The 25,145-nt window shown below is 59.5% G+C and carries 18 protein-coding genes, 1 tRNA gene and 1 pseudogene; 7 read left to right on the top strand and 13 right to left on the bottom strand.

From position 1 onward, the window contains the following. Window positions 1-2: 2 nt before the first annotated feature. Both HMPREF2807_RS03270 and HMPREF2807_RS03265 read left to right on the top strand, forming a co-directional pair. On the top strand, window positions 3-1,649 hold the full coding sequence (locus HMPREF2807_RS03270; RefSeq protein ID WP_070510479.1) for a solute symporter family protein: 1,647 nt from the start codon (window positions 3-5) through the stop codon (window positions 1,647-1,649). Window positions 1,650-1,700: 51 nt separating this feature from the next. Beyond that, window positions 1,701-2,717, top strand: a complete 1,017-nt coding sequence (locus HMPREF2807_RS03265; protein WP_070510477.1) for a hypothetical protein — start codon at window positions 1,701-1,703, stop codon at window positions 2,715-2,717. 23 nt (window positions 2,718-2,740) lie between these two features. Here the strand turns inward: HMPREF2807_RS03265 and HMPREF2807_RS03260 are convergent, their stop codons facing one another. Further along, entirely contained in the window at window positions 2,741-3,667 is a 927-nt protein-coding gene (locus tag HMPREF2807_RS03260; RefSeq protein ID WP_070510474.1) for a DUF1906 domain-containing protein, read from the bottom strand. Window positions 3,668-3,794: 127 nt separating this feature from the next. Next, a complete protein-coding gene (locus HMPREF2807_RS03255; protein WP_070510472.1) occupies window positions 3,795-4,223 on the bottom strand; it encodes an OsmC family protein in 429 nt (142 codons plus the stop codon). Between the two features lie 195 nt (window positions 4,224-4,418). On the opposite strand from HMPREF2807_RS03255, the gene HMPREF2807_RS03250 reads away from it, so the two are divergent. Continuing rightward, window positions 4,419-6,203 (top strand): flavin-containing monooxygenase, encoded by a 1,785-nt coding sequence (locus tag HMPREF2807_RS03250; protein WP_070510471.1) that lies wholly within the window; start codon window positions 4,419-4,421, stop codon window positions 6,201-6,203. A 203-nt stretch (window positions 6,204-6,406) separates the two neighbouring features. After that, complete coding sequence (locus tag HMPREF2807_RS03245) at window positions 6,407-8,617, top strand: LamG-like jellyroll fold domain-containing protein (RefSeq protein WP_070510469.1); 2,211 nt, start codon at window positions 6,407-6,409, stop codon at window positions 8,615-8,617. A 362-nt stretch (window positions 8,618-8,979) separates the two neighbouring features. Here HMPREF2807_RS03245 and HMPREF2807_RS03240 read toward each other — a convergent pair whose 3' ends face one another. The 5 genes from HMPREF2807_RS03240 to HMPREF2807_RS03220 are packed head-to-tail and all read right to left on the bottom strand — an operon-like array spanning window position 8,980 to window position 15,324. After that, a complete protein-coding gene (locus HMPREF2807_RS03240) occupies window positions 8,980-10,752 on the bottom strand; it encodes an ABC transporter ATP-binding protein (RefSeq protein WP_070510466.1) in 1,773 nt (590 codons plus the stop codon). Continuing rightward, window positions 10,745-12,493 carry an ABC transporter ATP-binding protein gene (locus HMPREF2807_RS03235; RefSeq protein ID WP_070510464.1) on the bottom strand — a complete coding sequence of 583 codons (1,749 nt, stop codon included), beginning with the start codon at window positions 12,491-12,493 and terminating at the stop codon, window positions 10,745-10,747. Before HMPREF2807_RS03235 ends, HMPREF2807_RS03240 begins: the two co-directional genes overlap by 8 nt. Window positions 12,494-12,500: 7 nt before the next feature. Then, complete coding sequence (locus tag HMPREF2807_RS03230; RefSeq protein WP_049147404.1) at window positions 12,501-13,970, bottom strand: ABC transporter ATP-binding protein; 1,470 nt, start codon at window positions 13,968-13,970, stop codon at window positions 12,501-12,503. After that, the gene (locus HMPREF2807_RS03225; RefSeq protein ID WP_034969655.1) at window positions 13,967-14,692 is read right to left on the bottom strand and encodes an energy-coupling factor transporter transmembrane component T family protein; all 726 of its coding nucleotides are present in this window, start codon (window positions 14,690-14,692) and stop codon (window positions 13,967-13,969) included. The genes HMPREF2807_RS03230 and HMPREF2807_RS03225 overlap by 4 nt, the downstream gene beginning before the upstream one ends. Next, window positions 14,689-15,324, bottom strand: coding sequence for an MptD family putative ECF transporter S component (locus tag HMPREF2807_RS03220; RefSeq protein WP_070447309.1), 636 nt, complete (start codon window positions 15,322-15,324; stop codon window positions 14,689-14,691). The genes HMPREF2807_RS03225 and HMPREF2807_RS03220 overlap by 4 nt, the downstream gene beginning before the upstream one ends. A 140-nt stretch (window positions 15,325-15,464) precedes the next feature. Between HMPREF2807_RS03220 and HMPREF2807_RS13370 the strand changes: the two are divergent. Further along, window positions 15,465-15,725: pseudogene (locus tag HMPREF2807_RS13370) on the top strand (IS481 family transposase); the annotation flags it as partial. Window positions 15,726-15,768: 43 nt separating this feature from the next. Here the strand turns inward: HMPREF2807_RS13370 and HMPREF2807_RS03210 are convergent. The 5 genes from HMPREF2807_RS03210 to HMPREF2807_RS03190 form a co-directional block, all read right to left on the bottom strand. Then, window positions 15,769-15,841, bottom strand: a tRNA-Arg gene (locus HMPREF2807_RS03210). Window positions 15,842-15,937: 96 nt separating this feature from the next. After that, a complete protein-coding gene (locus tag HMPREF2807_RS03205; RefSeq protein WP_070510462.1) occupies window positions 15,938-16,225 on the bottom strand; it encodes a glutaredoxin domain-containing protein in 288 nt (95 codons plus the stop codon). Then, on the bottom strand, window positions 16,225-16,770 hold the full coding sequence (locus HMPREF2807_RS03200) for a dihydrofolate reductase (protein WP_070510460.1): 546 nt from the start codon (window positions 16,768-16,770) through the stop codon (window positions 16,225-16,227). Before HMPREF2807_RS03200 ends, HMPREF2807_RS03205 begins: the two co-directional genes overlap by 1 nt. Further along, window positions 16,770-17,594 (bottom strand): thymidylate synthase, encoded by an 825-nt coding sequence (locus HMPREF2807_RS03195; RefSeq protein WP_070510458.1) that lies wholly within the window; start codon window positions 17,592-17,594, stop codon window positions 16,770-16,772. The genes HMPREF2807_RS03200 and HMPREF2807_RS03195 overlap by 1 nt, the downstream gene beginning before the upstream one ends. Window positions 17,595-17,664: 70 nt before the next feature. Next, a complete protein-coding gene (locus HMPREF2807_RS03190) occupies window positions 17,665-18,537 on the bottom strand; it encodes an NAD-dependent epimerase/dehydratase family protein (protein ID WP_070510456.1) in 873 nt (290 codons plus the stop codon). 104 nt (window positions 18,538-18,641) lie between these two features. Between HMPREF2807_RS03190 and HMPREF2807_RS03185 the strand changes: the two genes are divergently transcribed. Continuing rightward, a complete protein-coding gene (locus tag HMPREF2807_RS03185; RefSeq protein ID WP_070510454.1) occupies window positions 18,642-19,310 on the top strand; it encodes a TetR/AcrR family transcriptional regulator in 669 nt (222 codons plus the stop codon). Between the two features lie 41 nt (window positions 19,311-19,351). Here the strand turns inward: HMPREF2807_RS03185 and HMPREF2807_RS03180 are convergent, their stop codons facing one another. Next, window positions 19,352-20,110: a 3'(2'),5'-bisphosphate nucleotidase CysQ gene (locus tag HMPREF2807_RS03180; RefSeq protein ID WP_198531364.1), complete on the bottom strand. Its 759-nt coding sequence runs from the start codon at window positions 20,108-20,110 to the stop codon at window positions 19,352-19,354. Between the two features lie 34 nt (window positions 20,111-20,144). Here HMPREF2807_RS03180 and HMPREF2807_RS03175 point away from each other — a divergent pair, with 34 nt between their 5' ends. Then, window positions 20,145-25,088, top strand: coding sequence for an Lhr family ATP-dependent helicase (locus HMPREF2807_RS03175; RefSeq protein WP_070510452.1), 4,944 nt, complete (start codon window positions 20,145-20,147; stop codon window positions 25,086-25,088). The last annotated feature ends 57 nt before the right edge of the window (window positions 25,089-25,145 follow it).

Raw genomic sequence — 25,145 nt, 5'->3', positions numbered from 1 at the left:
CAATGCAGACCATTACTTTGGCCGCAGCGGAATCCTCCGCCGGCAATCCGATTCTCAATATTTCAGTCTTCGCGGCGTTCCTTGTTGTCACCATGTACGTGGTGCTTCGTGCTGGTAAATCCACGAAGGAAGCCTCTGACTTTTATACCGGTGGCGGAAGCTTCTCCGGCCGCCAGAATGGCTTGGCTATCTCCGGTGACTACCTGTCCGCCGCGTCCTTCTTGGGCATCGTCGGTGCTGTCGCCCTCAACGGCTACGATGGCTTCCTTTACTCGGTCGGCTTCTTCGTTGCTTGGCTCGTTGCGCTGATGCTCGTCGCCGAGCCGATGCGTAACGTGGGCCGCTTCACCATGGCGGACGTGCTGTCCTTCCGTCTCAAGCAGCGTCCAGTGCGCGTGGCGGCGGCGATTTCCACTCTGTTCGTCTCGCTGTTCTACCTCATCGCCCAGATGGCCGGTGCCGGTTCCCTGGTGGCCGTGCTGCTGGATATTCACGAGTTCAAGTGGCAGGCCGTCGTCGTGGGCATCGTGGGCATCCTCATGATCGTCTACGTCCTCGTTGGTGGCATGAAGGGTACGACCTACGTGCAGATGATCAAGGCCGTGCTTTTGGTCACCGGCGTGGTTATCATGTGCATCCTGACCTTCGTCATGCTGAAGGGTGGCTTCAGCACGCTCTTCACCCAGGCAATTGATATGCACGCCAACTCCGCTGCTATCCAGGAGAAGGGTTACGAGGCCTCCCAGATCATGGAGCCGGGCCTGAAGTACGGCAAGAACCTCACCACCAAGCTTGACTTCATCTCCCTGGGTATTGCCCTCGTGCTGGGTGTCGGTGGTCTGCCGCACGTTCTCATGCGCTTCTACACGGTGCCGACCGCGACCGAGGCTCGCCGCTCCGTTACCTGGGCCATCGTCATCATTGGTGCTTTCTACCTCATGACCCTGGTGCTGGGCTACGGCGCTGCCGCCCTCGTTGGTCCGGACCGCATCCTCGCCGCACCGGGCGGTGCGAACTCCGCGGCCCCGCTGCTGGCGCTGGAGATCGGTGGCTCCATCTTCATGGCGGTCATCTCCGCGGTGGCCTTCGCTACCGTTCTGGCTGTTGTTGCTGGCCTGGCCATCACTGCGTCGGCCTCCATCGCGCACGATATCTACCACTCCGTCATCCGCAACGGTGAATCCACTGAGGCTGAGCAGGTCCGCGTCTCCCAGATCACCGTGGTCGTCCTGGGCATTGTCTCCATCATCCTGGGCATTCTGGCCATGACCCAGAACGTTGCCTTCCTGGTGTCCCTGGCCTTTGCCGTGGCTGCTTCCGCCAACCTGCCGACCATCCTGTACTCCCTGTACTGGCGTCGATTCAACACCGCAGGTGCCGTGGCGTCGATGTACACCGGTGTTATCTCCTGCCTGGTGCTCATCTTCCTGTCTCCGGCGGTCTCCGGTACCCCGACCTCGATGTTTCCGAACGCCGACTGGTCCATCTTCCCGCTGTCCTCTCCGGGCCTCGTGACCATCCCGCTGGCCTTCTTCGCCGGTTGGATCGTGTCCATCATGACCCCGCCGGACAACCTGGAAGAGCTGTCCGCCGAGATGGAGGTTCGCTCCCTGACCGGTGTGGGCGTGGAGGCTCCGGTGGACCACTAAGCGCCACCTCAAGCACTACATTCCAAACGGTAGCGGGTAGACTCTAACCTCGTGTTTTACCCGCAGCCTCGTTATAGGGCGGTACCAGCGCGTGCTGGTGCCGCCCTTCTGGCGTGCGTGCTCGGTGCCACGGCCCTTGTCGCGTGCTCGCCTGCGAATGAAGAAGACTCCACGGTGGGGCGCCCAACGCACACCAGCACGGCTACTCCCGGCCCCATCGCGCATAAGAAGGGCGATCCACAGCTCGCGGCGGTAGGGGACACCGTGGGGCAATTCCTTAAGGGGGATGACGAGAAGTCAATCACGTACTACCGCATTGAGACAGGCATGCACATGGGCTCGCCCACCGAGCACCAGCCGCGCTATGCGCTCAGCCTGATCAAGCTCTACATCGCCGCCTACGTGCTGGAGCACGGTTCCTTCGAAGACAAGTACCTAGCGTTGGACATGATTGCTGATTCTTCGGATGAGAGCGCCGGGAAGCTCTTTGAGAAGTACCCGCGGTCCATCGATGCAATCGCCAAGGAATATGGGCTGGACTCTACGTCAGCGGGGGAGGATTGGGGTCACTCGATGACCTCCACCTATGACGTGGTGCGCTTCATCGTTCAGCTCTTGGAAGATGATCCGACGCACCCAGTTTTGGTGGCGATGTCCCACGCCGATGCCGTCTCAGCCGATGGCTACCAGCAAAACTATGGCACCGCGAAGCTCAGTGACGTCGTGGGCTCCAAGTGGGGTTGGTCCGACAGTAAGGACCGCCATTCCTCGGTGTCGTTTGGAGAGAATTTTGTTGTGGCTGCCTCCATCGAGGGCTCAGCCGAGGAGCTCACGTCCTACGTGCGCAAGGAAATCACGGGTAAGAACCTCGTGAAGGGAAACAACTTGAACAAAGAGGCGCTGGCCCATCCCGGCGCTAGCACCACGCGCTTGACGACGTCTACCGCTGCCCCCTCCAGCATCTCAAAGCCAGCGGCGTCCACAGAGTCGCCGGAACCGGCGTCATCGACCACGTCGTCGTCCTCCACGCCGTCTTCTTCGGCGGCGAAGACAACGGCGGCGCGGTAGAGACCAGCGCCGCCGCGTGTTGATTAGCTCATGGATTTGCGCACGGTGTTGAGGATATCCACCGCGCCGCGCACCTGGTCATTGCTAATGGAGGAGCCGGCGATGGTGATGCCATCGCCGCTGACGCTGGAGCCGCGCCCGGTGGGATCCGGCAGGGAAACATTGGGCAACGGGATGTCGTCAGGCACTGCCGGGATGTCCTTGACCTTTGGCGGCTCCACAGCACCATCGCCCGGGGTCCACTGGCCCCAGTCGTTGGCATATACGGTGTTGATATCGCACGTAATGCCGTCGATAGTGGCTTGATTCTTGGCCTTCTGGTGGATGGTGGTGCGCGGGTGGAGCTTTCCGCCAGAGCCCCAGTCGTGCATCCAGTAGAACTGGCCGATGCGGTCGGCAACACACCAGTCGATGACGTTGTAGTTGCCATACACGCCAGTCTGGTAGCCCGCGGCGCTCAGCGCTGCGGAGAAGGCCTTGAGGTAGGGGCGGATCTGGTTCTCGTACTGGGCGCGGGTGGGATTGTCATCGATGGCAATGTAGATGGGGCGCCCGGTCGGCCCGCCCGCAGCCTTGTGGATGGCGATGGCCTGCGGCGCATGGACTGCGGCGCCCGCAGCGCCGTTGAGCCAGTCCGCAGTTTCCGCGCGGCCAAACTGGTAGATGGAAGCGGTCTTGAGGCCTGCCGCTGCGTTGGCCTTGGTCTCCGCCAGGGTGACAGGCTTGCCCTTCATCCATTCGGCGCCGGGGCGGCGTTGGGATACGTAGCGGATGGCGCCGAGGTGGCCGGCTGCCTTGATGGCGCGGGCGGAAGGAACACCGGCAGAGAAGTCGATGATGGTGCCCAAAGCTGGGCCCACGGCGAGAGCAGCGGGCGCCTGGCTACCGATGGCACCGGCGGCCAGCGTGAGGGCACCGGCCTTGAACAGGGAACGACGGGACAAGGACATGGTGTGAATTCTCCTTGGGAGGCGGTGAAGAAGAAAGTTTCCGCAATCACTTTAGTCACAATGGTTGAAAATTGCACCAGGGGTAGCATTTGCTGGGTGCGACGACAATCCCTTTGTCTAAAGGTGCTTAAGACTCTGTCGTGCGGAAAGTGACGTTAGTGGGGTTTTCCACCGTGCGGGATACGGTGCAGTCCTTTTCTTGGGAGATGCGCACGAGGCGCTCCACCATGGACTGGGCTTGGCGCCCGGCGTCGGTATCGGGAAAGCGGAGGGAGAATTTCACGTCGACGTCGCTAAGCCTTGAGGCGCCGTCTTCGTCGACGCGGGTGCCTTCCACCTGGATGTCGAAAACCTCCGGCTCCGTACGTCGGGAGGTAACTACGTCGACGTCCACGGCTGAGCAGCCCGCCACGGCGGCGAGGAGCAGCTCAACAGGACTCAGTAGTCCTTCGCCCGAGCCGAACTCGAGGCTGGCGCCCGCCGCGTTCGTGGCGCGGTAGTGGCCGGTATCGACGCGGGTGACATCGACGTTGTACTTCTTAGTGATGTTGCTCATGAGCGTTCATCCTAGCGGCGGAAACAGGGGTAGGGGCGAGGGCTTTGCAGGTTGCCACACCGCATGCGTCATGCTGCGGAACTTTTAAAATTCTCCCTTTACAAAATTGTCACGCGGGGGAGAGGGTGTGATGTGCATCTCGCTGTGGGGGTAGGAATGGGAGAAATTGTTTCCCTTGATGAAGGAGTTGTGGCTATGACGACTGCGGAAATTAAAGGCTGGCTTGACAAGCTCGTCCACCTCACTGACCGTGAAGCACCGACGGCAGCGGACGTGGAGGAAGTCTTTGAACCCGGGGGCTTCTGGCGGGATCTTGCCGCGGTGACGTGGAACCTGCACACCGCCGAAGGTTCGGAAGCCATCGCCGCGATGATTGCCGGCACTGACGCTGCGCTCGACAACCCGGAGATAACAGAGGTGGAGGACGAAGGCAATGGCGTGACGCGGGTCCACTTCACTTGTGAGTCTGCGAACTTCTATGTCACGGCAATTGTTCGCCTCCGGGGAGACAAGGCTTGGACCTTCCTCACCTCCGCGCGCGAATTGAAGAATTTCCCGGAGCCTAAGGGGCGCCGCCGCCCGCTGGGCACGGAGCATAAGGTGATCAAGGACGCTAAGAACTGGGCAGATTTGCGGGAAGAACGCCGTGCGGCACTGGGGCATACGGAACAGCCTTACGTCCTCATCATCGGTGGTGGCCAGGGCGGTATCGCGCTCGGGGCTCGCTTGAAGCGCCAAGGTGTTCCCACGCTCATCGTCGATAAGGCAGGCCGCCCCGGCGACCAGTGGCGCGGCCGCTACCACTCCCTGTGCTTGCACGATCCAGTGTGGTACGACCACCTGCCGTACCTCCCCTTCCCGGATGACTGGCCGGTGTTCACCCCGAAAGACAAAATGGGGGATTGGTTGGAGCACTACGTGGGCATCATGGACTTGGATTACTGGACCAATAGTGAGTGCGTGAAGGCCTCCTTCGATGAGTCCAGCGGCACGTGGAAGGTCACCGTTCGCAAGGACGGAGAAGAGATTCTTCTGGAGCCCACGCAGCTGGTTTTGGCCACGGGTATGTCCGGAGTTCCGAATCGTCCGCACTTGGAGGGACAAGAGAACTTCGCCGGGGAAATCCGGCACTCCTCGGAGCATCCGGGTGGTGCGGGCGATGAGGGCAAGGATGTCATTGTGCTGGGCGCGAACAACTCTGCTCACGACATCGCCGCGGACCTCTACGCGCACGGCGCGCGGCCAGTCATGATTCAGCGTTCGTCGACGCACATCGTGCAGTCGGATACCCTGATGAAAGATGTCTTCGGCCCGCTCTACTCGGAAGAAGCCGTGGAGGCCGGTGTGGACACAGATAAAGCGGACCTCCTCTTTGCGTCCTGGCCCTACGCCGTGCTTCCCGACGTCCACCGTGAAGTCTTCGATGGCATCCGTGAGGCCGATAAAGACTTTTATGACGGTTTGGAGAAGGCCGGCTTCCAGAATGACTTTGGCGATGACGGCTCGGGCCTTTACCTGAAATACCTGCGCCGTGGCTCGGGCTATTACATCAATGTTGGTGCCAGTGAGCTGGTCATTGATGGCTCCATTCCGGTGAAATCTGGTGTGTCCATCGCTGAGGTGAAGGAGAAATCCGTGGTGCTGACGGACGGCACCGAACTACCCGCCGATGTCATCGTGCTGGCCACTGGATATGGTTCCATGAACGGCTGGGCCGAGCAGTTGATCTCCAAGGAAGTCGCCGACACCGTGGGCAAGTGTTGGGGCTTGGGCTCGGATACCACCAAGGATCCGGGTCCGTGGGAGGGCGAGCTGCGCAACATGTGGAAGCCCACGCAGGTTCCGCAGCTGTGGTTCCACGGCGGTAACCTGCACCAATCGCGCCATTATTCGCGCTACCTAGCGCTTCAGCTTAAGGCGCGCTATGAGGGGATGGATACTCCGGTCTACGAACTGGCGCCGGTGTACCACACCTCTTAAGGCAGACGAGCGCAGGCAGGAGCCTGCGGAAGTAGATGGCAATGCCATGAGGAAGCTAAAAGGCGGGTAGTCATTTAAAAGGAAATTCACATTGTGGTCACGCGGTCGCAAACTCCGGGCCATAATCTTTCCTTGTCTCTGTCGGTTGTTCCATGGCTTAAACCATGGAACAACCTCACTACCTCGTTTAGATAGGAAGATCTATGACTGCTCGCCGCGTGCTCGGCACCCTGGTCACCGCCTCGGTGGCCGGTACGTTCCTCGTCGTCTCTGCCTCTGCTGCCGAACCTTCAGAAGGCCTGGGCTCGCGTTTTAGCATCGGCGTGCTGCCGGATACGCAGTTCTACTCCCGTTACTCCACCCCGGAGACCGGCAACTTGGCCCAGGCGCGCTACGGCAGCGAGCCTTTTAAGGCGCAGGTCGAGTGGTTGGTGAAGAACCAGGAAGCGCTCAACATGGACTTCGCTACGCACCTTGGTGACGTGGTGGACCAGCCGGACGTCGACGGCGAGTGGAAGGTTGCCGATGAGGCCATGAAGGTCCTCGACGGTTCCGACCTGAACTACTCCATCCTGCCAGGCAACCACGACATGATTGAGGATAAGTCAGCGCACCCGTACAACGACTACTTCAGCGCCGAGCGCGCCAAGACCGCCAACCCGGAAACCTTCCAAGAACGCCACACTGCGGTCAACAACGACTCTGAGTACCACATTTTTGAGGCCGAGGGTCAGAAGTACTTGGTCCTGGCGCTGGCCTGGCGCGCGGACGATGAGGCCCTGGACTGGGCCCAGGGTGTTCTCGATGCCCACCCGGACCTGCCGGTCATCCTCACCAGCCACGAGGTTCTCAACATCGATGGCGCCGGCGAGGTCTTCTACTCCGATGACTACGGCCAGGGGCTGTGGGACAAGTTCATTAAGAAGAATGACCAGATTTTCCTCACCATGGGCGGCCACCACCACGGCGCGGGCTACCGCGTGGATAAGAACGATGCTGGCCACGATGTCATTGGTATCCTGCAGGACTACCAGATGGCATACCAGGGCGGTAACGGCCTGCTCGGCGTGCTTGAGTTCGACCTCTCCGGCAACGAGCTGGAGATGACCGCCCTGTCCCCGTGGGTCGCGCAGAAGCCGGCAAAGGAGCTCACGCAGTTCGACAAGCTCATCCTCGATGGCAAGGGCGATAGCTACCACGTGCCGCTGAACTTCAAGGAGCGCTTCGCTGACTTCGCCCCAGACTGGTCCATCGGCGATGAGAATGACCCGGACCTTGGCCAGAAGGCCCGCGACATCGTTGAGGAAGGCTACACCCCGTACACCATTCCGCAGGACCAGCTTCCGGAGGGCCCGAACGACTTCGTGAAGTCCGACAAGACCGTCTTCCACTGGCGCCCAGGCCAGACCAAGGACAAGGACGGCGCGCAGCTTAGCGACGGCGACGTGGCCACCGAAGGCGCAATCATTCCGGATGCCTTCGGTTCCGACGGTGCCGGTGACCTCGTTCGCGAGGGTGGTCCTTCCAACACGGGTGAGCGCATCACCTACACCAAGGATCACCACCCGCTGTCTTCTGATTCTGGTTCCCTCTACTGGTCCGACCCAGCCGGCAAGGCCGCGATGGCGGAGTTCCGTTCCAAGGAAGGCGCTGAGATCAACAAGGTCGATACTTCCGCGGGCTACACCTTCGAGTCCTTTGTGAAGATTCCGAAGGATTTCAACGGCTCTGAGCACGGCTGGGGCAGTGCGCTCTCCCGCGACTCCAGCATCGCTGAGCTTGTCGACGGCTCCGAGGACACCGACCCCACCGTCATGTTCGGCATCTCCAACCTGCGTGAGCTGCGCTGGTGGGCGGAGCCCAAGGAAGGCGAAGGCTCGACCGTGTGGTCCCACGAGGTGCCCACCGATGAGTGGATGCACATCGCCGTGGTGAACAAGCCGGATTCCGACACCGTGGAGATGTTCATCAACGGTGCACCGATCCTGCGCAATGCCAAGGGTGCTGAGGGCCTCCTCCCGCGCGATTTGCAGTGGGTCATGGGCGCTGGCTTTGATAACCGCAAGCCGCAGGACCCGTGGTACGGCTGGATTGGTGAGACTCGCCTGACCCAGGGCGTTCTGGATTCCGACGAGTGGCTCACCGCCCGCCCGGCCGTCCAGAAGGACCCGTCCGAGGACGACAACACGCCGTCCCAGCCGACGGATCCAACCGACACGAATGAACCTTCCATCGACGACATGGGCCAGGCCTTCTTCGCCGGCTCCAGCCGTGGTGCGAAGGTCATCCTGCCCATCGTCGCTGTCATCGCAGTCCTCGGCGGCGCGGCCTATGGCCTCATCCCCACCATCAACCGCGTCTTTGGCCTGAACATCCCGCAGCCTCCGCTGCCGAAGATTCCGGGCCTGAACTAGCGCTCAGCCCACGAACCTCCGTCCCCCGACTCACATTGAGGCGGGGGTTATCTATTGTGTTGGCACGTTTCGCGGCGGCCTCTATTTGTTAGAAAGGTCGCTTGACTGATTCGGCTTCACAGTGCTTCGTGGGCCCGAAATCGCTAGGGCAGCATGTGCTTGCCCGTGCGCAAGGAACTGAAGATTAAGGAGAACCATCATGAACAACAAACTGGCGAAGGCATGGCCAACGCCGCGCAGTGGTCGCTCGTAGCCGCTACCGCATTCTTCGCTCTGAGCTTTGTCGGTGCACTTAGGGTGCTCCGTGCTGCGGGGGGGAGAGAAGGGTGCCCCCGCAAACAACGCCGATCTCGGTGCCCGCGTTAATCGCGTCCCGAACTGATTTTCCACCCGCGTGCTGCTTTGCGTTGCTGCCAGAAGTGACGGTAGATACCGGGGACATCGGAAAGCTCAGAATGCGTGCCCAGCTGGCTGACTTGCCCGTGTTCATCCAAGACTACGATTTGATCAGCAGATTTGATTGTATCCAGCTTATGGGCGATGACAATAAAAGTAGATTGCTCCCGTAGCTCGTCCATCGCAGCAAGAATGTTTGCCTCATTCTCTGCATCGAGCGCGGAGGTAGCCTCATCAAAGAGTACAATCGGCGCTTGCTTGAGAAGCGCGCGAGCTACAGATACGCGCTGGCGTTCACCACCGGATAGAAGCCGCCCGCCTTCACCAACAGGAGTATGCCACCCTAGGCGGTTGGCAATAGAAGTCACGCCTGAAAGATCAGCTGCGCGGAAGACTTCCTCATCGGAGGCGTCGGGACGACCAACGCGGATATTAGCGATTAACGAGTCGTCGAAGAGGTAGACGTCCTGAAAGACCATGGACAGTCTGGACATTAACTGTTCGGTTCCAAGCTCGCGGATATCTACGCCGTCAACCATCACCGCCCCGGAATCTACATCCCAGAATCGCGAAATAAGGCGCGCAATTGTGGTCTTTCCGGAGCCAGAAGGACCGACAATGGCGGTAACGGTGCCTGATCGAGCATGGAAAGTGACATCTACCAATACTGGTTTATCGCCGTATCCAAACGTGACATTACGCAGCTCTACATTTCCCGAACCATCGCCTGGGCGCGGAGTAGTGGGTTCTGGCAGGGAAGGAGCATCCGTGATGAGCTCAGTTTCTGCGAGCGCGATACGACCGGCGTCTAAACCGACGAAAGAAGAACCTAGCTGCTCAAGCGTGCGGGTAAACCTCAAGCTGATTCCGATGATCGCAATTGTTTCTAGTGGCGATAGGGCGCCTTCAACGGCAAGATCCGCGGAGACCATAATGAGAGCCACGATGAAGATCTGCACTACTATGCCGTTGAGTAGCAAAGCTAACGTGGATACGCATAGCTCGCGTATTCGTGCTTTATGGTCGATTTCTAGTGCTTGCTCTAGTGGCGCAAAAACTTGTGATTGTCCTGCCGCACGCAGGGCTGGTTGACGGTTAGCAAATTCTACGATGCGCTGGGAGAGCTCTTTACTCGGCCCCAGTGCGCGGTTCGATGCTTTCTCACGAATCCATGCAGCCAACTGCATCACCACGAGCGCCAATGGTGCGATGATAAGAAGGACCAAGCCCAGCTTCGGGTTCCAGAAACACGCTCCTACTAACAAGGTGACAAGTGCCGCGCTATCGCGGTATATCGTTCCTTGAACATGCGCAATGGTCTCGGACGCCACCATAAAGCGATCTGAAACGAGGCGAGATAGGCCGCCGGTATTAGCCGGTACGAACCAGCCGAGCGGTAGCGTTGCTAATTTATCGCCCACAGTCGTGTGCGCGGCTCGGATGAAATCCAAGGCCGTGTGGTAAGAGGCCAGGGTTGCGAAAAATCGTAGCGCAAAAGCTACGAGCGCAATTGCCAAAAGCGTCCACATCCATGGTGCGATCGTCGTATCCCCATCGAGTGCCTTTGTAAGTGGCACGAGCGTGAGAACGGCGAGGCCATCAAGCACGCCAACGATAAGCGATAGACAAGCATACCTTTTATTGAGCTTATGGCCTACAGGACTTTGCAGCTTTTTGACACTGCGAGTGAGTAGCGGATCACGAAGACGCGAACTAACAGGCGTAGTGGCATTAGACATGAGAATTATCCTTCATAGGCTTGAGGCAGATTATTTGGTCTGCTCCTTGGATGGACTCCGGCTTGTGGGCGATGACTAAGACGGTCTTGCCTCTGACGAGTGTGGCTAGAGCTGCTTGAATTTCTGCTTCGCAGTCAGGATCAGTTGCCGCAGTAGCTTCATCCAGGATCAAGATTGGGGCATTGGTAATGATTGCCCGGGCAATAGAAATGCGTTGCTGTTGTCCACCGGATAAAGAGGTGTCTTCACCAACAACGGTGTCGAGCCCAGCCGGTAAAGCGCGAATATCAGCAGCTATGTGCGCAGCCTCTGCGGCTTGCCAGATCTCTTCATCGCGGGCTTCTGGGCGTGCAAGGCGAATGTTTTCCCGAATACTCATACGCAGTAAGTGAGGATCTTGTAAGACGAAAGCCACAATGCGGTACAAACTGTCGAAAGTGAGATCACGGATATCCACGTTGTTGATAGTGATTGTGCCCGAATCTGGATCCTGGAAACGCGCCAGCATCGTTGCTGCTGTGGATTTGCCAGACCCGGAGGGGCCAATCAATGCCGTGACAGTGCCTGCATTTAGTTGCGCAGAAAAGTCTTGGAGGACTGGTTTGTCTGGGGCGTAGCTAAAGCTGACCTTATGGAACTCCACCTCCATGTCTTGACTACTGGCATCGAGGCTCTTTTGGCCTTCTTTCACATGGGAAATTGTCATGACTTCATCAAGGCGCAACGCCGCATTGCCAGCGAGCTGGTAAGACCACATCATTTGGCCGACGGTTTGAATCGTGCCCGGTATCACCAGCGCAATTAACGTTGTTGCGATGACTTCAGCGACCGTGACATAGCCACCAGCTATCAGCAGGGAACCGGCTCCTACATTGATAAGGATGAGGACAGGAACCGCCACCACAGACTCTGAGATTGCGGAAACACGCAGAAGCGGACGTACCCACTCGTAATAGAATTCCGCGAATTTTTGGGCAGCTTCGCGATATCGAGCGTGGGCTTTGCCAACGGTGCCGAAAGCCTTGACGACGGAAATACCTTCGGAGAACTCCACCGCAGTCGCAGAGACCTCACCCAGATAATTATCCATTTCCGCAGTTTTTGTGCCCATATCTTTCATTGAATACGCTTGGATTGCTAGGAAAATGGGCACAGTGGCAATAGAAAGTAGACCAAGGCGCCAATCCAAGATAAAGGCATAAACCAGAAGCGCGAGGGGCGTAAAGATCGCGGCGACCTTCTCTACAGGAGCATGGGCTGTCAGGGTGTGCAGAGTTAACGTATCGTCCTCGACGGCTTTGCGGACTTTGCCGGAATTAGTCTGGCTAAACCACGAGAGTGGTGCTTTCGCAATAGCGGTAATAATTCGGCGCCGGTTAATCCCCACCAGCTTTGCATCAGCGAAGTGGGTGATCGCAAGGGCAAGGAAATAGAAGAATAGCTGTCCCAAAAATGCAGCAAGTAGCCATTTCACAATGGACGCGACGTCATCAGTATTGCCGTCGATTAGAGCATTTCCCAGTGCCACCAACGCGACGTAGGGTGCTACGGCCAGTACCGAGGATATAAGCGAGAGAAACTGTGCGAAGTAGATGGTTGTTTGCACTGGGGCCAGTAGCTTTTTTAGAGCGACCTGCCCGGCTTTTAGTTTTGCGCGAGCCTCTTCTTCCGGTGACGCACCGTGTGATTCTGGTGCGTGGGTTCCGCTTGATTCTGTGGAACTTTGTTTTACTTCAGACATTACTTTCTCAATTCTTGTTGATGTCAGTCATATCGATGATTCTGGTGACTGATTCTTGGATGAATTCGTGGTCATGGGTGATGACGATGACCACTGCTCCGCTTGCTGCAAGAGATCGAAGGAGCGCAGAGATGGATTGCAGTTGGCGCCAGCCCACGCCAGAGGTAGGTTCATCGAAGATGTAGACCTCTGCTTGCTTGGCTTGGGCTGAAGCTATGGCTAAGCGTTGCCGTTGCCCACCGGACAGAGACTGCGGATGCCGTTGGGCCATTCCTGCCAGATCGAGGCGATGGAGAATCTCATTGACATCGATATGGTCCCGCTTCTTCTTTGCCAGTCCGAGCGTTACTTCTTCTTCGGTGGTGGCTGCGAATAACTGGCGGCCAACATCTTGCATCACCATGTACGCGGTACGTCTGCGGGCAGCCGCTCCTACTCGTTTGCTGTTCAAACGAAGACTACCGCCGCGTTTGGGAGAAGCAAGACCACAAATGATCCTGGCGAGGGTGGTTTTTCCAGCGCCGTTGGGCCCGATTAAGGCGGTGACTTCGCCGCTGGGGAAAAATACGTGGTCAATGTTTAGCACCTCATGCGTGCCATAAGAAAAACAGATGTTGCTTAACTCGAGTCCGCTCCGCTGGGGATCGGCGTTTTCGAGCGTGGGTGGTACCGGCACGCTCGCGGGCAGGGGAACGTGGTGTAAGCTGCGTAGCCCCAATTGTTTGCGTTCGGGTTCGTCTAAGGCATAAAACTCCTGAGCGTGGAAACTCCGCGTTATTTTTCCCTGAGTCAAGTAAATAACTTGGTCAGCGATATCTTTTAAGAAAAAGAGGCGGTGATCAGCGATAATGATCGTTGTGCCTAATTCCTTCAAGCGGTGTAGCGCGCGTGCAAGAATATCGATGCTTTCCATGGAGAGATTGGACGTGGGTTCATCGAGAAGCACGAGACTGCCCGGGGACACAAGCGCGCATGCGCATGCCACGTTTTGTAACTGTCCACCGGATAATTCTTTGAATCGCCGGCCCCGAAGATCGTTAATGCCTAGTAGCTCGACCGCTGATTGAATCCTCGACTCAATTTCTGTGGGATCCACACCAAGGTTTTCTAGCCCGAAGGCCAATTCTGCATTGACGCTTTCAGTGAAAAATTGTGTCCTTGGATTCTGGAATACTGAGGCGCTGAACTCGATGGCTCGGGACAGCGGTTCTTCCGCAGGGTTAAAAGCCTGGTCATCCTTTATAATAGTGATGGCGCCTAGTAGCTCTCCTGGATTGAAATGGGGGATGAGTCCGTTGATCAACTTGAGTACCGTGGACTTTCCCGATCCGGAATCACCGGTAATCAGTAGACACTGTCCTGGAGAGACAGAAAAAGACACATCAGATACACCTTGAATGCCTGGCCGAGCGCCCAATGGATATGTAAAAGAAGCGTTGTGGGCGTTTACACTGGTTGCGATACTGCGTTCGTTCATAAGTGGACCTCCGTGGGGAGCCAGACAGAGGCAACAATGAGGCCCAACCCAGCTAGTGCAGTTGCATCGACAAGCTTGAAGGAAAGATCGGCGGTGGTGGTTGGGCGTGTGGGGCCTCCCAATCCGCGGACAAGAGCAGAGGCAGCGAGCTCATCACCAGCGCGGACGACGGCGCCTAATAGGGGGATGATCAGCATCGCGGACGATTGTGTGGGCTGTGTGATCCAGCTTTTTACTCCAGGCTGGAGACCCCGAAGGACCATGGCATCGCGGATCGCTTTGGCTTCTGCCACGATTATCGGCAAAACGCGCAGGAAAACCGCCGGTGGAATGGTGGCCCAGCCTGGTAAACGCAGGTCCCGCAGTGCTGAGGTCAACGTGGATGGTGTGAGAGTGAGCAAGCCGAATGCGCCGATGGACATGCTGATGACAAAACGGCTTAGCCACGAAAAAATTGCCGCTGAAAAAGCGAAAAATGTGGAGCCAGGAAGCTGTAATAGGCCCCAATACCCTAGATAGGATAATGCAAAAGCGAACAGGCAAATAAGACCATAGTGTGGCTTTACTGTAGCTAGTGCGATGGAGCTGAAGGCGATAGAAATCAGCAGTGTCGGTAGGTGGCCGTGGCTGAGAGCTACCGCATTGATTACTAGAACAGAAAGCAGCACGGTCCGTGGATCGATCGAAGATCGACGAAGCACGCCCTGTTTTTGCAGGCTCACAGGAGACCAGCGCTTTCAAAGTGTTTGCGGCTGACGCGAACTCCGACCTTTCCTCCGATAAAGCCGACGATGAGCGCACAAATGGCCAGTACTCCAATGGTCCATGGCTGGAAGATATCCGACATAGCATCGGCGTATTCTTGACCCATTTGGTCTGCGATATCGACGTAGTATGAGTCCGTATCCAGAATTAGCGGGATAAAAGGCAAAGAAATCCAGACACAGAAGATGCCGTAGGCAATAGGGAAGGACTTGGCAATACTGAGGTGGCTTTTTGTAATAATCAAATCTGCGATAAACCCAAGAATTATGCTTCCCAGCAAGGTCCAGAAGTAGTGTCCGGTGAGCATGAATGCTAATCCGTTAATACCACCGACGAGGGTGAAAGCACCCATTTTGGACGTGCGGACGGCATAAAGCGCTAGCACGATTCCGTTTGCGATTGCCGCGATAAACCATCCAATAAACATGAATTGTGGTCCTGCGAATCCAATCATTCCGCTTATAAAGGTGATTACAAAGTAAAGTGCAGCAAAGATGCCAGCGTTGATGAGATCTCTGGTGTTTAAACGTGCCGTCGACCCACTGGATGAGCTTGTACTCCGTGCGGGCGTAGAGGACTGTTTGGTCATAGTAAACCTCGATTCATGAAAATCAGGCAAGGTAAGGCTTGCCTAATACATATAATACTGTTTATAAACTATTTCTAGTATTGATCTGAAGGTTCACCCTTAATGGGGGCGAATGCAGATAAGCTGACATCAAACCAGAGCACGACTACCGACTACGCACCGACAAAGTAGGCACGAACGGCAAGACAGCACTGCGATGGGGCGACAAACTACGCCGCCTCTACATCGGACGCCGATGGGGCGGAGAACCCATCACCATGGTCTGCGTCGACAACCACGTCGACATCAAAATAACCGCCACCGGGGCACAAATCGCCGCCTACACACGCACCGAGGAAAAGATCTATTACAACAAGAAAGACAACGAACTCAACCCCAACGGGGCAACTAAAAACAAAAAATTTCGAGACACCGACCGGAACGATGTCTCGAGACTTCACAGCGTGCCCCAGAGAGGATTCGAACCTCCGACACCGGCTTTAGGAGAGCCGTGCTCTATCCCCTGAGCTACTGGGGCAGGGGGTGCGTTGCGCACCTAGGTAAGACTAGCAGCCCTGCTTAGGGCGGCGGTAAACGCGTGGCCTTTGGTCGCGCTGGCTGCGGGGGGGGGGGCTTATTCGCCGGCCAGCTCCGCGTACTTGGCGCGGACCTCGCTAGCAGCGGGATTGGTGGCGTGGGTGCCGTCGGAGTAGAGGACGGTGGGCACGATGCGGTTGCCGTCGTTGACGGACTCAATCCACGCGTTGATGTCTTCGGTGCCTTCGGCTTCGGCGTCGACAAGCGCGTGCGGGGTCTCCGTGCGGTTGAGTGCGGAAATGAGGCGCTGGCAGAACGGGCACCAGTCGGCAAAGAAGATGGTGACGTGCTCAGTGGTTTCGGGAGTGGCAACGTTGGTGCTCATTATGCAGCAGCCTTTCTGTCGTAGGTGAGGAAGCGGTATTTCATGGGCAGCTCACTCGGCGGCTGCCCGGGGATGGTGAGGTGGCCAGATTCGGAGGTGAGCCAGTCGGTATCGGCAGATAGGCTGAATTCCTCCGGCACTTGCGGGGCCAGGACGGCATCTGCTCCGTAGGCATCGCCCACCTGCACGCCCATGAGGGTGAGCTCGATTGTATCCACGCGGTCGAGGGCGGAGTTATAAAGCTGGCCGCCGCCGATGATCCAGGCGTCGCCGGGCGCGGTTTCGAGTGCCGCGTCGAGGTTATCCACCACGGTGGCACCCGCGGACCACTCGCCAGGTTCGCGGCGGGACAAAATGATGTTCTCCCGACCGGGTAGCGGGCGGAACTTGGGGTTGAGGGATTCCCACGTCTTACGGCCCATGATGACGGGCGCGCCCATGGTCACTTCCTTGAAATGCTTGAGGTCCTCCGGCACGTGCCAGGGCATGACCACGCCGTCACCAATGACACTGTCGAGGGACTGAGCCCAGATTGCGCCCAGCATTAGACGGACACCTGAGCCTTGATAGTGGGGTGGGGGTCGTAGCCGATGACCTCAAAATCATCGAAGTCATAGTCAAAGAGGCTTTCGGCCTTGTGGAGGTTAAGCTGCGGGTATTCGCGGGGCTCGCGGGAGAGCTGTTCCTTGACCTGTTCGATGTGGTCGTTGTAGATGTGGCAATCCCCACCGGTCCAGATGAGCTCGCCCACCTCGAGGCCTGCTTGCTGGGCAAACATGTGGGTCAGCGCGGCATAGGAAGCCAGGTTGAAGGGAACACCGAGGAACATGTCCGCCGAGCGCTGGTAGACCTGCATGGAGAGTTTGCCGTTTGCGACGTAGAGCTGGAAGAGCAGGTGGCAGGGCATGAGCGCCATCTTGTCCAGCTCAGAGACGTTCCATGCGGAGACCAAGTTGCGGCGCGAGTCCGGGTTGTTCTTGAGCGTGTCCAGGGCGACCTGGATCTGGTCGATGTGCTGGCCATCCGGAGTGGGCCAGGAGCGCCACTGCACGCCGTAGACAGGGCCCAGCTCGCCGTCCTCATCGGCCCACTCGTTCCAGATGCGGACCTTGTTCTCCTGTAGCCATTTCACGTTAGACTCGCCGCGCAGGAACCACAGCAGCTCACCAATCACGCCGTGGAAGTAGACCTTCTTGGTGGTCAGGAGGGGAAAAGACTCCGCCAAGTTATAGCGCAGTTGGGCGCCGAACAGGGAACGGGTGCCGGTACCAGTGCGGTCGCCTTTGGGTGCGCCTTCTTCGAGGACACGGCGCAGGAGGTCCTCGTACGGTGTTTTGAGGGATGAAGAAGCAGCGGGAGTTTCACTCATGACGTCCAAGTGTAGAGCGTTCAAAAAGTCTTAGGTAGTGAGGTAGGGCTACTAGTGGTTGGATTTGTCACTACGCCGACTGAGCTTGATGAATAGCCTTTAATGCTTCGTCGGTTGGGGTCGCCTGCCATGCGGATTTAGCTCCGGTAAGAATGGAGGGACGGTCCCACAGGTAGCTCATTTCTTGTAGGCCTCGCAGGTCCGTGCTGACAATGCCACCTAGCTTCAGCATCCATGGTCGAATCGTGATGGGGGAGTGTTGGCATCCGGCGCTTCGAGCAAATTCAGCTTGGGTGAGTGCGGGCGCGCAAGGCGTGGAAGCTATAGGGGGTGTCGATTCGTTCAGTAGTGCGTCAGCTAGCGCACGGGCGAAGTCGGGAAGGTACGTGACCGAGTGTTTAGCGTGTGCGTTAAAAAGAGCAAGGGGACGCTTCTTCCCGATGATGAGCTGATGGTAAACGCATCCGGGGCCAGCATCTGGTCCGTACAGATCGGCCGCGATTACCGAGGTAGTGCGCGAGGGAGAGGCTAAGCGGTTCTCGATTAGGGTCGCTCGAACACCGGGTTTGCCATTGTGGGATCGGGTGAGGGGCGTGTCAGGCGAAATTACCTCGTAAGTCTGGTCGAACCCATACATCGATTCGGGAAAGACAACGGGGATGCCCCGTTGGGCGGCTACCTCTAGCACGGTTTCTTCAGCTGGAATGAGCAGGTCGCGCCACTTTTGTGCGTCGTATGGGGCATGGATGCAGTGGGCAATTCCGTCGATCTGTTCTGGATAGGCGTCACTGTGTGTTGCATCGCCTTTCTTGAACTGCACGTTCCTACTGGCGGCGAAATGGGGCTGCCATCGCGTCATGATTGTGCATGTGTGCCCTCTTTTAGCGAGTTCGCGTGAAAGTGATCGGCCCACGGGGCCTGCCCCGGTGATGAGAAAATGCATTAGGTGACCTCTGCTCTAAATAGTGACTAGTGCTCTCTAATTCTATAATTGCAGTTATTCAGATTCAAGAGCAGTGCTCTCTTTCTTGTTGATATAGTTTCTATATGTCAATGACCCCAAGAGCGCGTGCTCGCGAACAGACGATGTTGCGCATTGTTGAGGTAGGGCGGGAGCAGCTTGATAAAGGCGGCCCAGAAGCCTTGAATCTTCGTGCAATTGCACGTGATTTGGGGATAGTTTCTTCGGGTATCTACCGCTATGTGCCCGACAGGGCCCACCTATTAACGATGCTGATCGTTGATGCGTTTGAAGCACTTGATGATGCCGTTGTGCGGGGAATCGGTGAGGCTACTGAGACGCGGGACAGATTCCTGCGCCTTGTGTTTGCTATGAGGGCGTGGGCTTTGGAGTTTCCTCAAAGGTGGGCGCTAATTTATGGCACGCCCATCATTGGATACGAAGCGCCAGTTTCAGAGACTACGGTCGCGGGTACAAAAGTTAGTCGGCGTCTGGCCGAGTTGTTAACTGAGGCCTCGGTTGAACAGTTAGAACCGCGTTCCTCTCAGTTCTCGCGCGACCTTGCCGCAGCCGCTGATGAGCTTGATGTAGAACTTTCCGCTGACGTCATGGAAAAGGCGCTTGAAGCGTGGATAAGTATTATTGGCGTAATAAATGCCGAGGTATTTGGATACCTCGGCAAAGACACGCTGCATGACCACCACGAGTTAAATGCTCGAATGGTCTCTCGTCTTGCAGATGAGTTGGGGATTTAACCTAGCTGTGCTGCATAGAAAGGTAACGCAGCACGAGAAACCTAGTAACCGCCGTTGGCCTCCGCGTAGGCGGCGGCGTGTTCCAGAATCTCGTCTGCTAGCTCCGGGCGGCAGATCAGCAGATCCGGGATGAAGGTGTCCTCGTTATTGAACTTGATGGGGGAGCCGTCCAGACGCGAGCAGTGCAGGCCCGCAGCCAAAGCCACGCCCACCGGGGCGGCCTGGTCCCACTCGTACTGGCCACCGGCGTGGATATAACCGTCATAGTCACCCAAGAGCACGTGGATGGCCTTCGCGCCTGCGGAGCCCGCGCCTACCGTCTCAAAGCCCATCTTCTCCGCGACGTAATCCGCCACCTTCGGCGGGCGGTTGCGGGAAACCACGAACTTCTTCGACAGCGGGCCGGTCACCGCGCGCACGTCGGAAGACTTAAAAGTCACGCCCATGTCCGGCATGCCGACTGCCGCGTGGGTAGGGGTGCCGTTTTCGACCAGCGCGATGTGGACGGCCCAGTCCTGGCGGCCGGTGGCGAACTCCTTGGTGCCGTCGAGCGGGTCAATGATCCACACGCGTTCCTTCTTCAAGCGGCTCAAGTCATCGGCAGCTTCCTCCGACAGGACGCCATCCTGCGGGCGGTGCTGCTCAAGGACGCGGGCGATCCATTCCTGAGCGGCCTCATCACCGGCATCACCCAGCGCCAAGCCGCGCAGCAGGCCACCGTTGCGTACGCCTTTGAGGATCTCGCCGCAGCCTTCGGCGAGGGAGTTGGTTAGACGGGAATCAGAAATCTCAACGGTCATAGTGACCAGATTAGCGCGCGCGATAGAGTAGGGCATGTCTAAAAACGTTCTGGCGAAGTTCCGCCCGCAGGTGGCCGGTTGGTTCCAGGACGTTTTCGCCGCCCCCACCCCAGTACAAGAACAAGCGTGGCAGGCTATTTCCGGTGGTGCGAATGCACTGGTTGTCGCGTCAACCGGTTCCGGTAAGACGCTCGCGGCTTTCCTGTGGGCCCTGAATTCCTTGGTGGAGCGCGAAGGCCAGACCGCGCTGCCGCTGAGCAATGAGCCTTCCCGCGAGGGCGCGCATGATGGCGTGAGAGTGCTGTATATCTCACCACTCAAGGCTTTGGGTGTGGACGTCGAGAACAATTTGCGCGCCCCGCTCAACGGCATCGCCCGCACCGCCGAGCGGCTGGGCCTGGAGGTGCCGGATATCACCGTCGGCGTGCGCTCAGGCGATACCCCGCAGACTGAGCGCGCCCGCCAGGTGCGCAAGCCACCGGACATCCTCATCACCACGCCGGAATCGGCCTACCTCATGCTCACCTCCAAGGCAGCGGGGATTTTGAAGACCGTGGATACCGTCATCATCGACGAGATCCACGCCTTGGCCGGCACCAAGCGCGGCGTGCACCTGGCGCTGACCTTGGAGCGCCTCGGGCTCATCGCCGGGGAGTTTCAGCGCATTGGTTTGTCGGCGACGGTGCGCCCGCTGAGTGCTGTCGCCAACTTCTTGGGTGGCGACCGCCCCGTGGATATCATCGCGCCACCGGCGAAGAAGCGATGGCAGCTCGACGTCCACGTGCCGGTCGAGGACATGTCGGACCTGCCCACCCCGGAGCAGGGCTCGCCCATCGGGGAGGCGACTGTCGACGACCCCCTGGGCATCTCCGAAGGCCCCCAAGACGCGGTACGCGTGCACGCGCACCGCAAGGAAGAAGGCGGGGTGGGAGACTCCGCCCTGCCCACAGCGAAGTCCATCTGGCCCTTCATCGAGGAAGAGCTCTATGCCGAAGTCATGGAGCACCGCTCCACCCTCGTCTTCGTTAACTCGCGCCGCACCGCCGAGCGGCTCACCAGCCGGCTCAACGAGCTTTATGCCCAGGAGCACGATCCGGAGTCCTTGAGCCCAGCGACCCGGCGCGACCCGGCCCAGCTGATGAAGCAGGTGGACGTCGCCGGGAAGGCTCCTGCGGTTATTGCCCGCGCGCACCACGGCTCGGTGTCCAAGGATGAGCGCGCGTTGACGGAAACCATGCTTAAAGAAGGCACGCTCAAGGCCGTGGTTGCCACGAGCTCCTTGGAACTGGGCATCGACATGGGCGCGGTGGAGCTGGTGGTGCAGGTGGAATCCCCGCCCTCGGTGGCCTCGGGCTTGCAGCGCGTGGGCCGCGCCGGGCACTCCGTCGGCGCGGTCTCTCACGGTTCCTTCTATCCCAAGCACCGCGCGGATCTCGTGCAATCCGCGCTCACCGTTGCCCGCATGGAGGAGGGCCTCATCGAGGAAAAGCATTCCCCGCGCAACCCGTTGGATGTCTTGGCACAGCAGACGGTGGCGGCGGTGGTGGCGTCGGCAAGCGCGGGCACGAGTGAGGGACTCGAGGCCGACGCTTGGTACGAAACCGTGCGCCGCGCCTGGCCCTATAAGGACCTGGCGCGCGAGGTCTTCGACTCCGTGCTGGACCTGGTCAGTGGTGTGTATCCCTCGACGGATTTTGCGGAGCTGAAACCCCGGGTGGTCTATGACCGCGTGACGGGCGTGCTCACCCCGCGCCCCGGCGCGCAGCGCGTGGCGGTGACCAACGGCGGCACCATCCCGGACCGCGGCATGTTCGGGGTGTTCCTAGTGGGAACTGGTGAGGCCGGTTCCGCGCCGCGCCGCGTGGGTGAGCTCGATGAGGAAATGGTCTATGAAACCCGGGTGGGGGATATCTTCACCCTCGGCGCGACGAGCTGGCGCGTGGAGGAGATTACGCGCGACCAGGTGCTGGTGACACCCGCGCCGGGGCATACGGGGCGTTTGCCCTTCTGGAATGGTGACTCCGCGGGGCGGCCCTATGAGCTGGGCAAGGCGCTGGGGGCATTCCGGCGTGAAGCATTTTCGGACCCGTCTATCGTGCGCGGCGTCGATGAGAACGCGCGGCGCAACATCGCCGCTTACCTGCACGAGCAGAACGAGGCCACCGGGCTCATCCCAGATGAGAAGACGCTGCTGCTAGAGCGATTCACGGATGAGCTGGGGGATTGGCGCGTGCTGCTGCACACCCCGTTTGGCAGGCCGGTGAATGCGGCGTGGGCGCTGGCGGTGGGCCAGCGCGTGGCGGAGCGCACCGGTATGGACGCCCAGGCCGTGGCGGGCGATGACGGCATCGTGCTGCGCCTGCCGCAGGGTGAGGCGGACCCGGATGCCGCGCTGTTTCTTTTCGACGCCGATGAGATCGCCGACATCGTCACCGAGCAGGTGGGAAACTCCGCGCTCTTTGCTTCTCGTTTCCGGGAGTGCGCGGCGCGAGCGCTGCTTCTGCCGCGGCGTAACCCGGGCAAGCGCGCGCCCTTGTGGCAGCAGCGCCAGCGCGCGGAGCAGCTTCTCGACGTCGCCCGCAACTACCCCTCTTTCCCCATCATCCTGGAGACCGTGCGCGAGTGCGTGCAGGATGTCTATGACTTGCCGGCGCTCACGGAGGTCATGCGGGAGCTGGCACACCGTCGCATTCGCATTGCGGAGGTCACCGCGGAGCAGCCTTCGCCCTTTGCGTCTTCGCTGCTGTTCAACTACACCGGCGCGTTCATGTACGAGGGGGATTCACCCCTGGCGGAAAAGCGCGCGGCGGCCCTGGCGCTAGACCCGGCGCTGTTGGCGAAGCTGTTGGGCACGGTGGAGCTGCGCGAGCTTCTCGACGGCTCCATCATCGCCGAGGTTCACGCCCAGCTACAGCGCACCACTCCAGAACGTCAGGCACGCACGACGGAGGAGGTCGCGGACCTGCTGCGCGTGCTGGGCCCCATCCCGGTCGAGGAGTTTGCTGCGCACGCCACGGTGCCTCTGCGCGCACTCGATGCGCTGGGCGCGCGCATCATGCGGGTGCGCATCAACGGCCGCGAACATATTGCCCAAGCGCTTGATGCGCCGCTGCTTCGCGACGGCCTGGGCATCCCCGTCCCACCCGGTATCCCCGCCCAGCAGGCCACGATTACCGATGCCGTGGATCAGCTGGTCAGCCGTTGGGCGCGCACGCGCGGGCCGTTTGTGGCGCGCGATGTACAGGAGGCCTTTGGCCTGTCGGCTGCGGTGGCGCACTCGACGCTCAACGGTCTGGACTCCATCCTGGCGGGGCACTACCGGCAAGGCGTGGAGGAACAGGAATACTGCGCGTCTGAAGTTCTCAAGCTCATCCGCTCGCGCTCGCTGGCGGCAGCCCGGGCGGCCACGCAGCCGGTTTCGCCTGCGGCCTTTGGGCGTTTCCTCCCTGACTGGCAGCAGGTGGCGGCGGTGGGCCGGCGCCCGGTGCTGCGCGGGGTGGATGGCGTCTTCGCCGTCATTGAGCAGCTGGCCGGGGTGCGCCTGCCGGCCTCGGCCTGGGAGAGCCTCATCTTGCCTGCACGCGTAGGTGATTATTCGCCGACGATGCTCGATGAGCTCACCGCCAGCGGCGAGGTTCTCATCGTGGGCGCGGGCAAGGCTGGCTCCAACGACCCGTGGATCATGCTGTTGCCGGCGGACTATGCCGCACAGCTCGCCCCGCAGGTCTCCGCCGAGGAGGCTGGCGTGTCCATGCTGCAGACCCAGCTGCTGGAGGCTTTACAGGGCGGCGGCAGCTACCTCATTTCCGATATCCAACCGCAACTGAGCGGTACGCCTGAGGAGGTTCGCGAGGCCCTCTGGGGACTGGTGGAGGCAGGGCTAGTCAGCCCCGATTCCTTCGCTCCTATCCGGGCCCACCTGGCAGCAGGTGGGAGCGCCGGGCGTGCGGCGCATCGCGCGCGGCGCAGACCTTCGCGCTCACGACTGCGCATGGGGCGCACTTCCTTTGCACAATCGCACAACGCATCTGGTGCGCAGGCCGCGCCCGACGTGGTGGGGCGGTGGTCGCTGTCCGTGCCCGCCGCGACGGATGCAACGTCGCGTTCCATCGCGCACGGCGAGGCCTGGCTGGACCGCTACGGCGTGCTTACCCGTGGCTCTGTGGTTGCCGAGGACGTCCTGGGAGGTTTCGCCCTGGCCTATAAGGTGCTCTCCGGTTTCGAGGAATCCGGCAAGGCGATGCGCGGCTATGTCATTGAAGGACTGGGTGCCGCGCAGTTCTCCACACCCGCGGTCATTGACCGCCTGCGCGGGGTGGATGATTCGCCGGACGTCACCGGTTGGCCCTCCGGAACCCGCGAGCCGCAGGCCTATGTCCTGGCCGCGACCGACCCTGCCAACCCCTATGGTGCGGCGCTGCCCTGGCCCACTACCGATGCCGGCGAATCCGCGGCCCGCCCCATCCGCGCCGCGGGTGCCTTGGTGGTGCTCATGGATGGACTGCCGGTGGCTCACCTGACCCGGGGCGGAAAGACGTTGACCACGTTCTTCAACGCTTTGCCCGAGGGAATCGAGCGCACCGAGGTACTAGCCGCAGTGCTTGCAGGCCTCAACGAGCTGGTGGCCGCCGGGCGCTTGAACAAGCTGGTCATTGAGAAAGCGAACGGGCGGCCCATCTTCGAGTCGAAGCTGGGCGGTGAGCTGCGCGCACTGGGCGCGGCACTGACCCCGAAGGGCGTGCGGATTACTGGCTCTGCCCACACCGCCTCTTCCGGCCGTGCAGGACAGCACGGCAAATCTGGAGAAGCCACGCGCTCCGCTGAACCTTACCGTCCCGCACGTCGCGGTGGGCGCCGCGCCGTCGAGGCGATGGAGGAGCTGTCCTTCGATGATCCGGAGGATTCCACTGAGTCTGGTGGCCCATCGACTACGCCGGGAAGCCCAGGTGGTTTCCGCCCGCGCCGTCGACGCCGCTGAATGTTAAACCTCAGCGTTTGGGTGTGGGCATTTCAGAGGTCTAACCTCAGAAGTTGA

This window comes from Corynebacterium sp. HMSC074A09, assembly GCF_001811545.1.
GTDB lineage: Bacteria > Actinomycetota > Actinomycetes > Mycobacteriales > Mycobacteriaceae > Corynebacterium > Corynebacterium hiratae.
The sequence above is the reverse complement of the archived record's forward strand: the minus strand, read 5'-3'. Positions and strand labels throughout refer to the sequence as shown.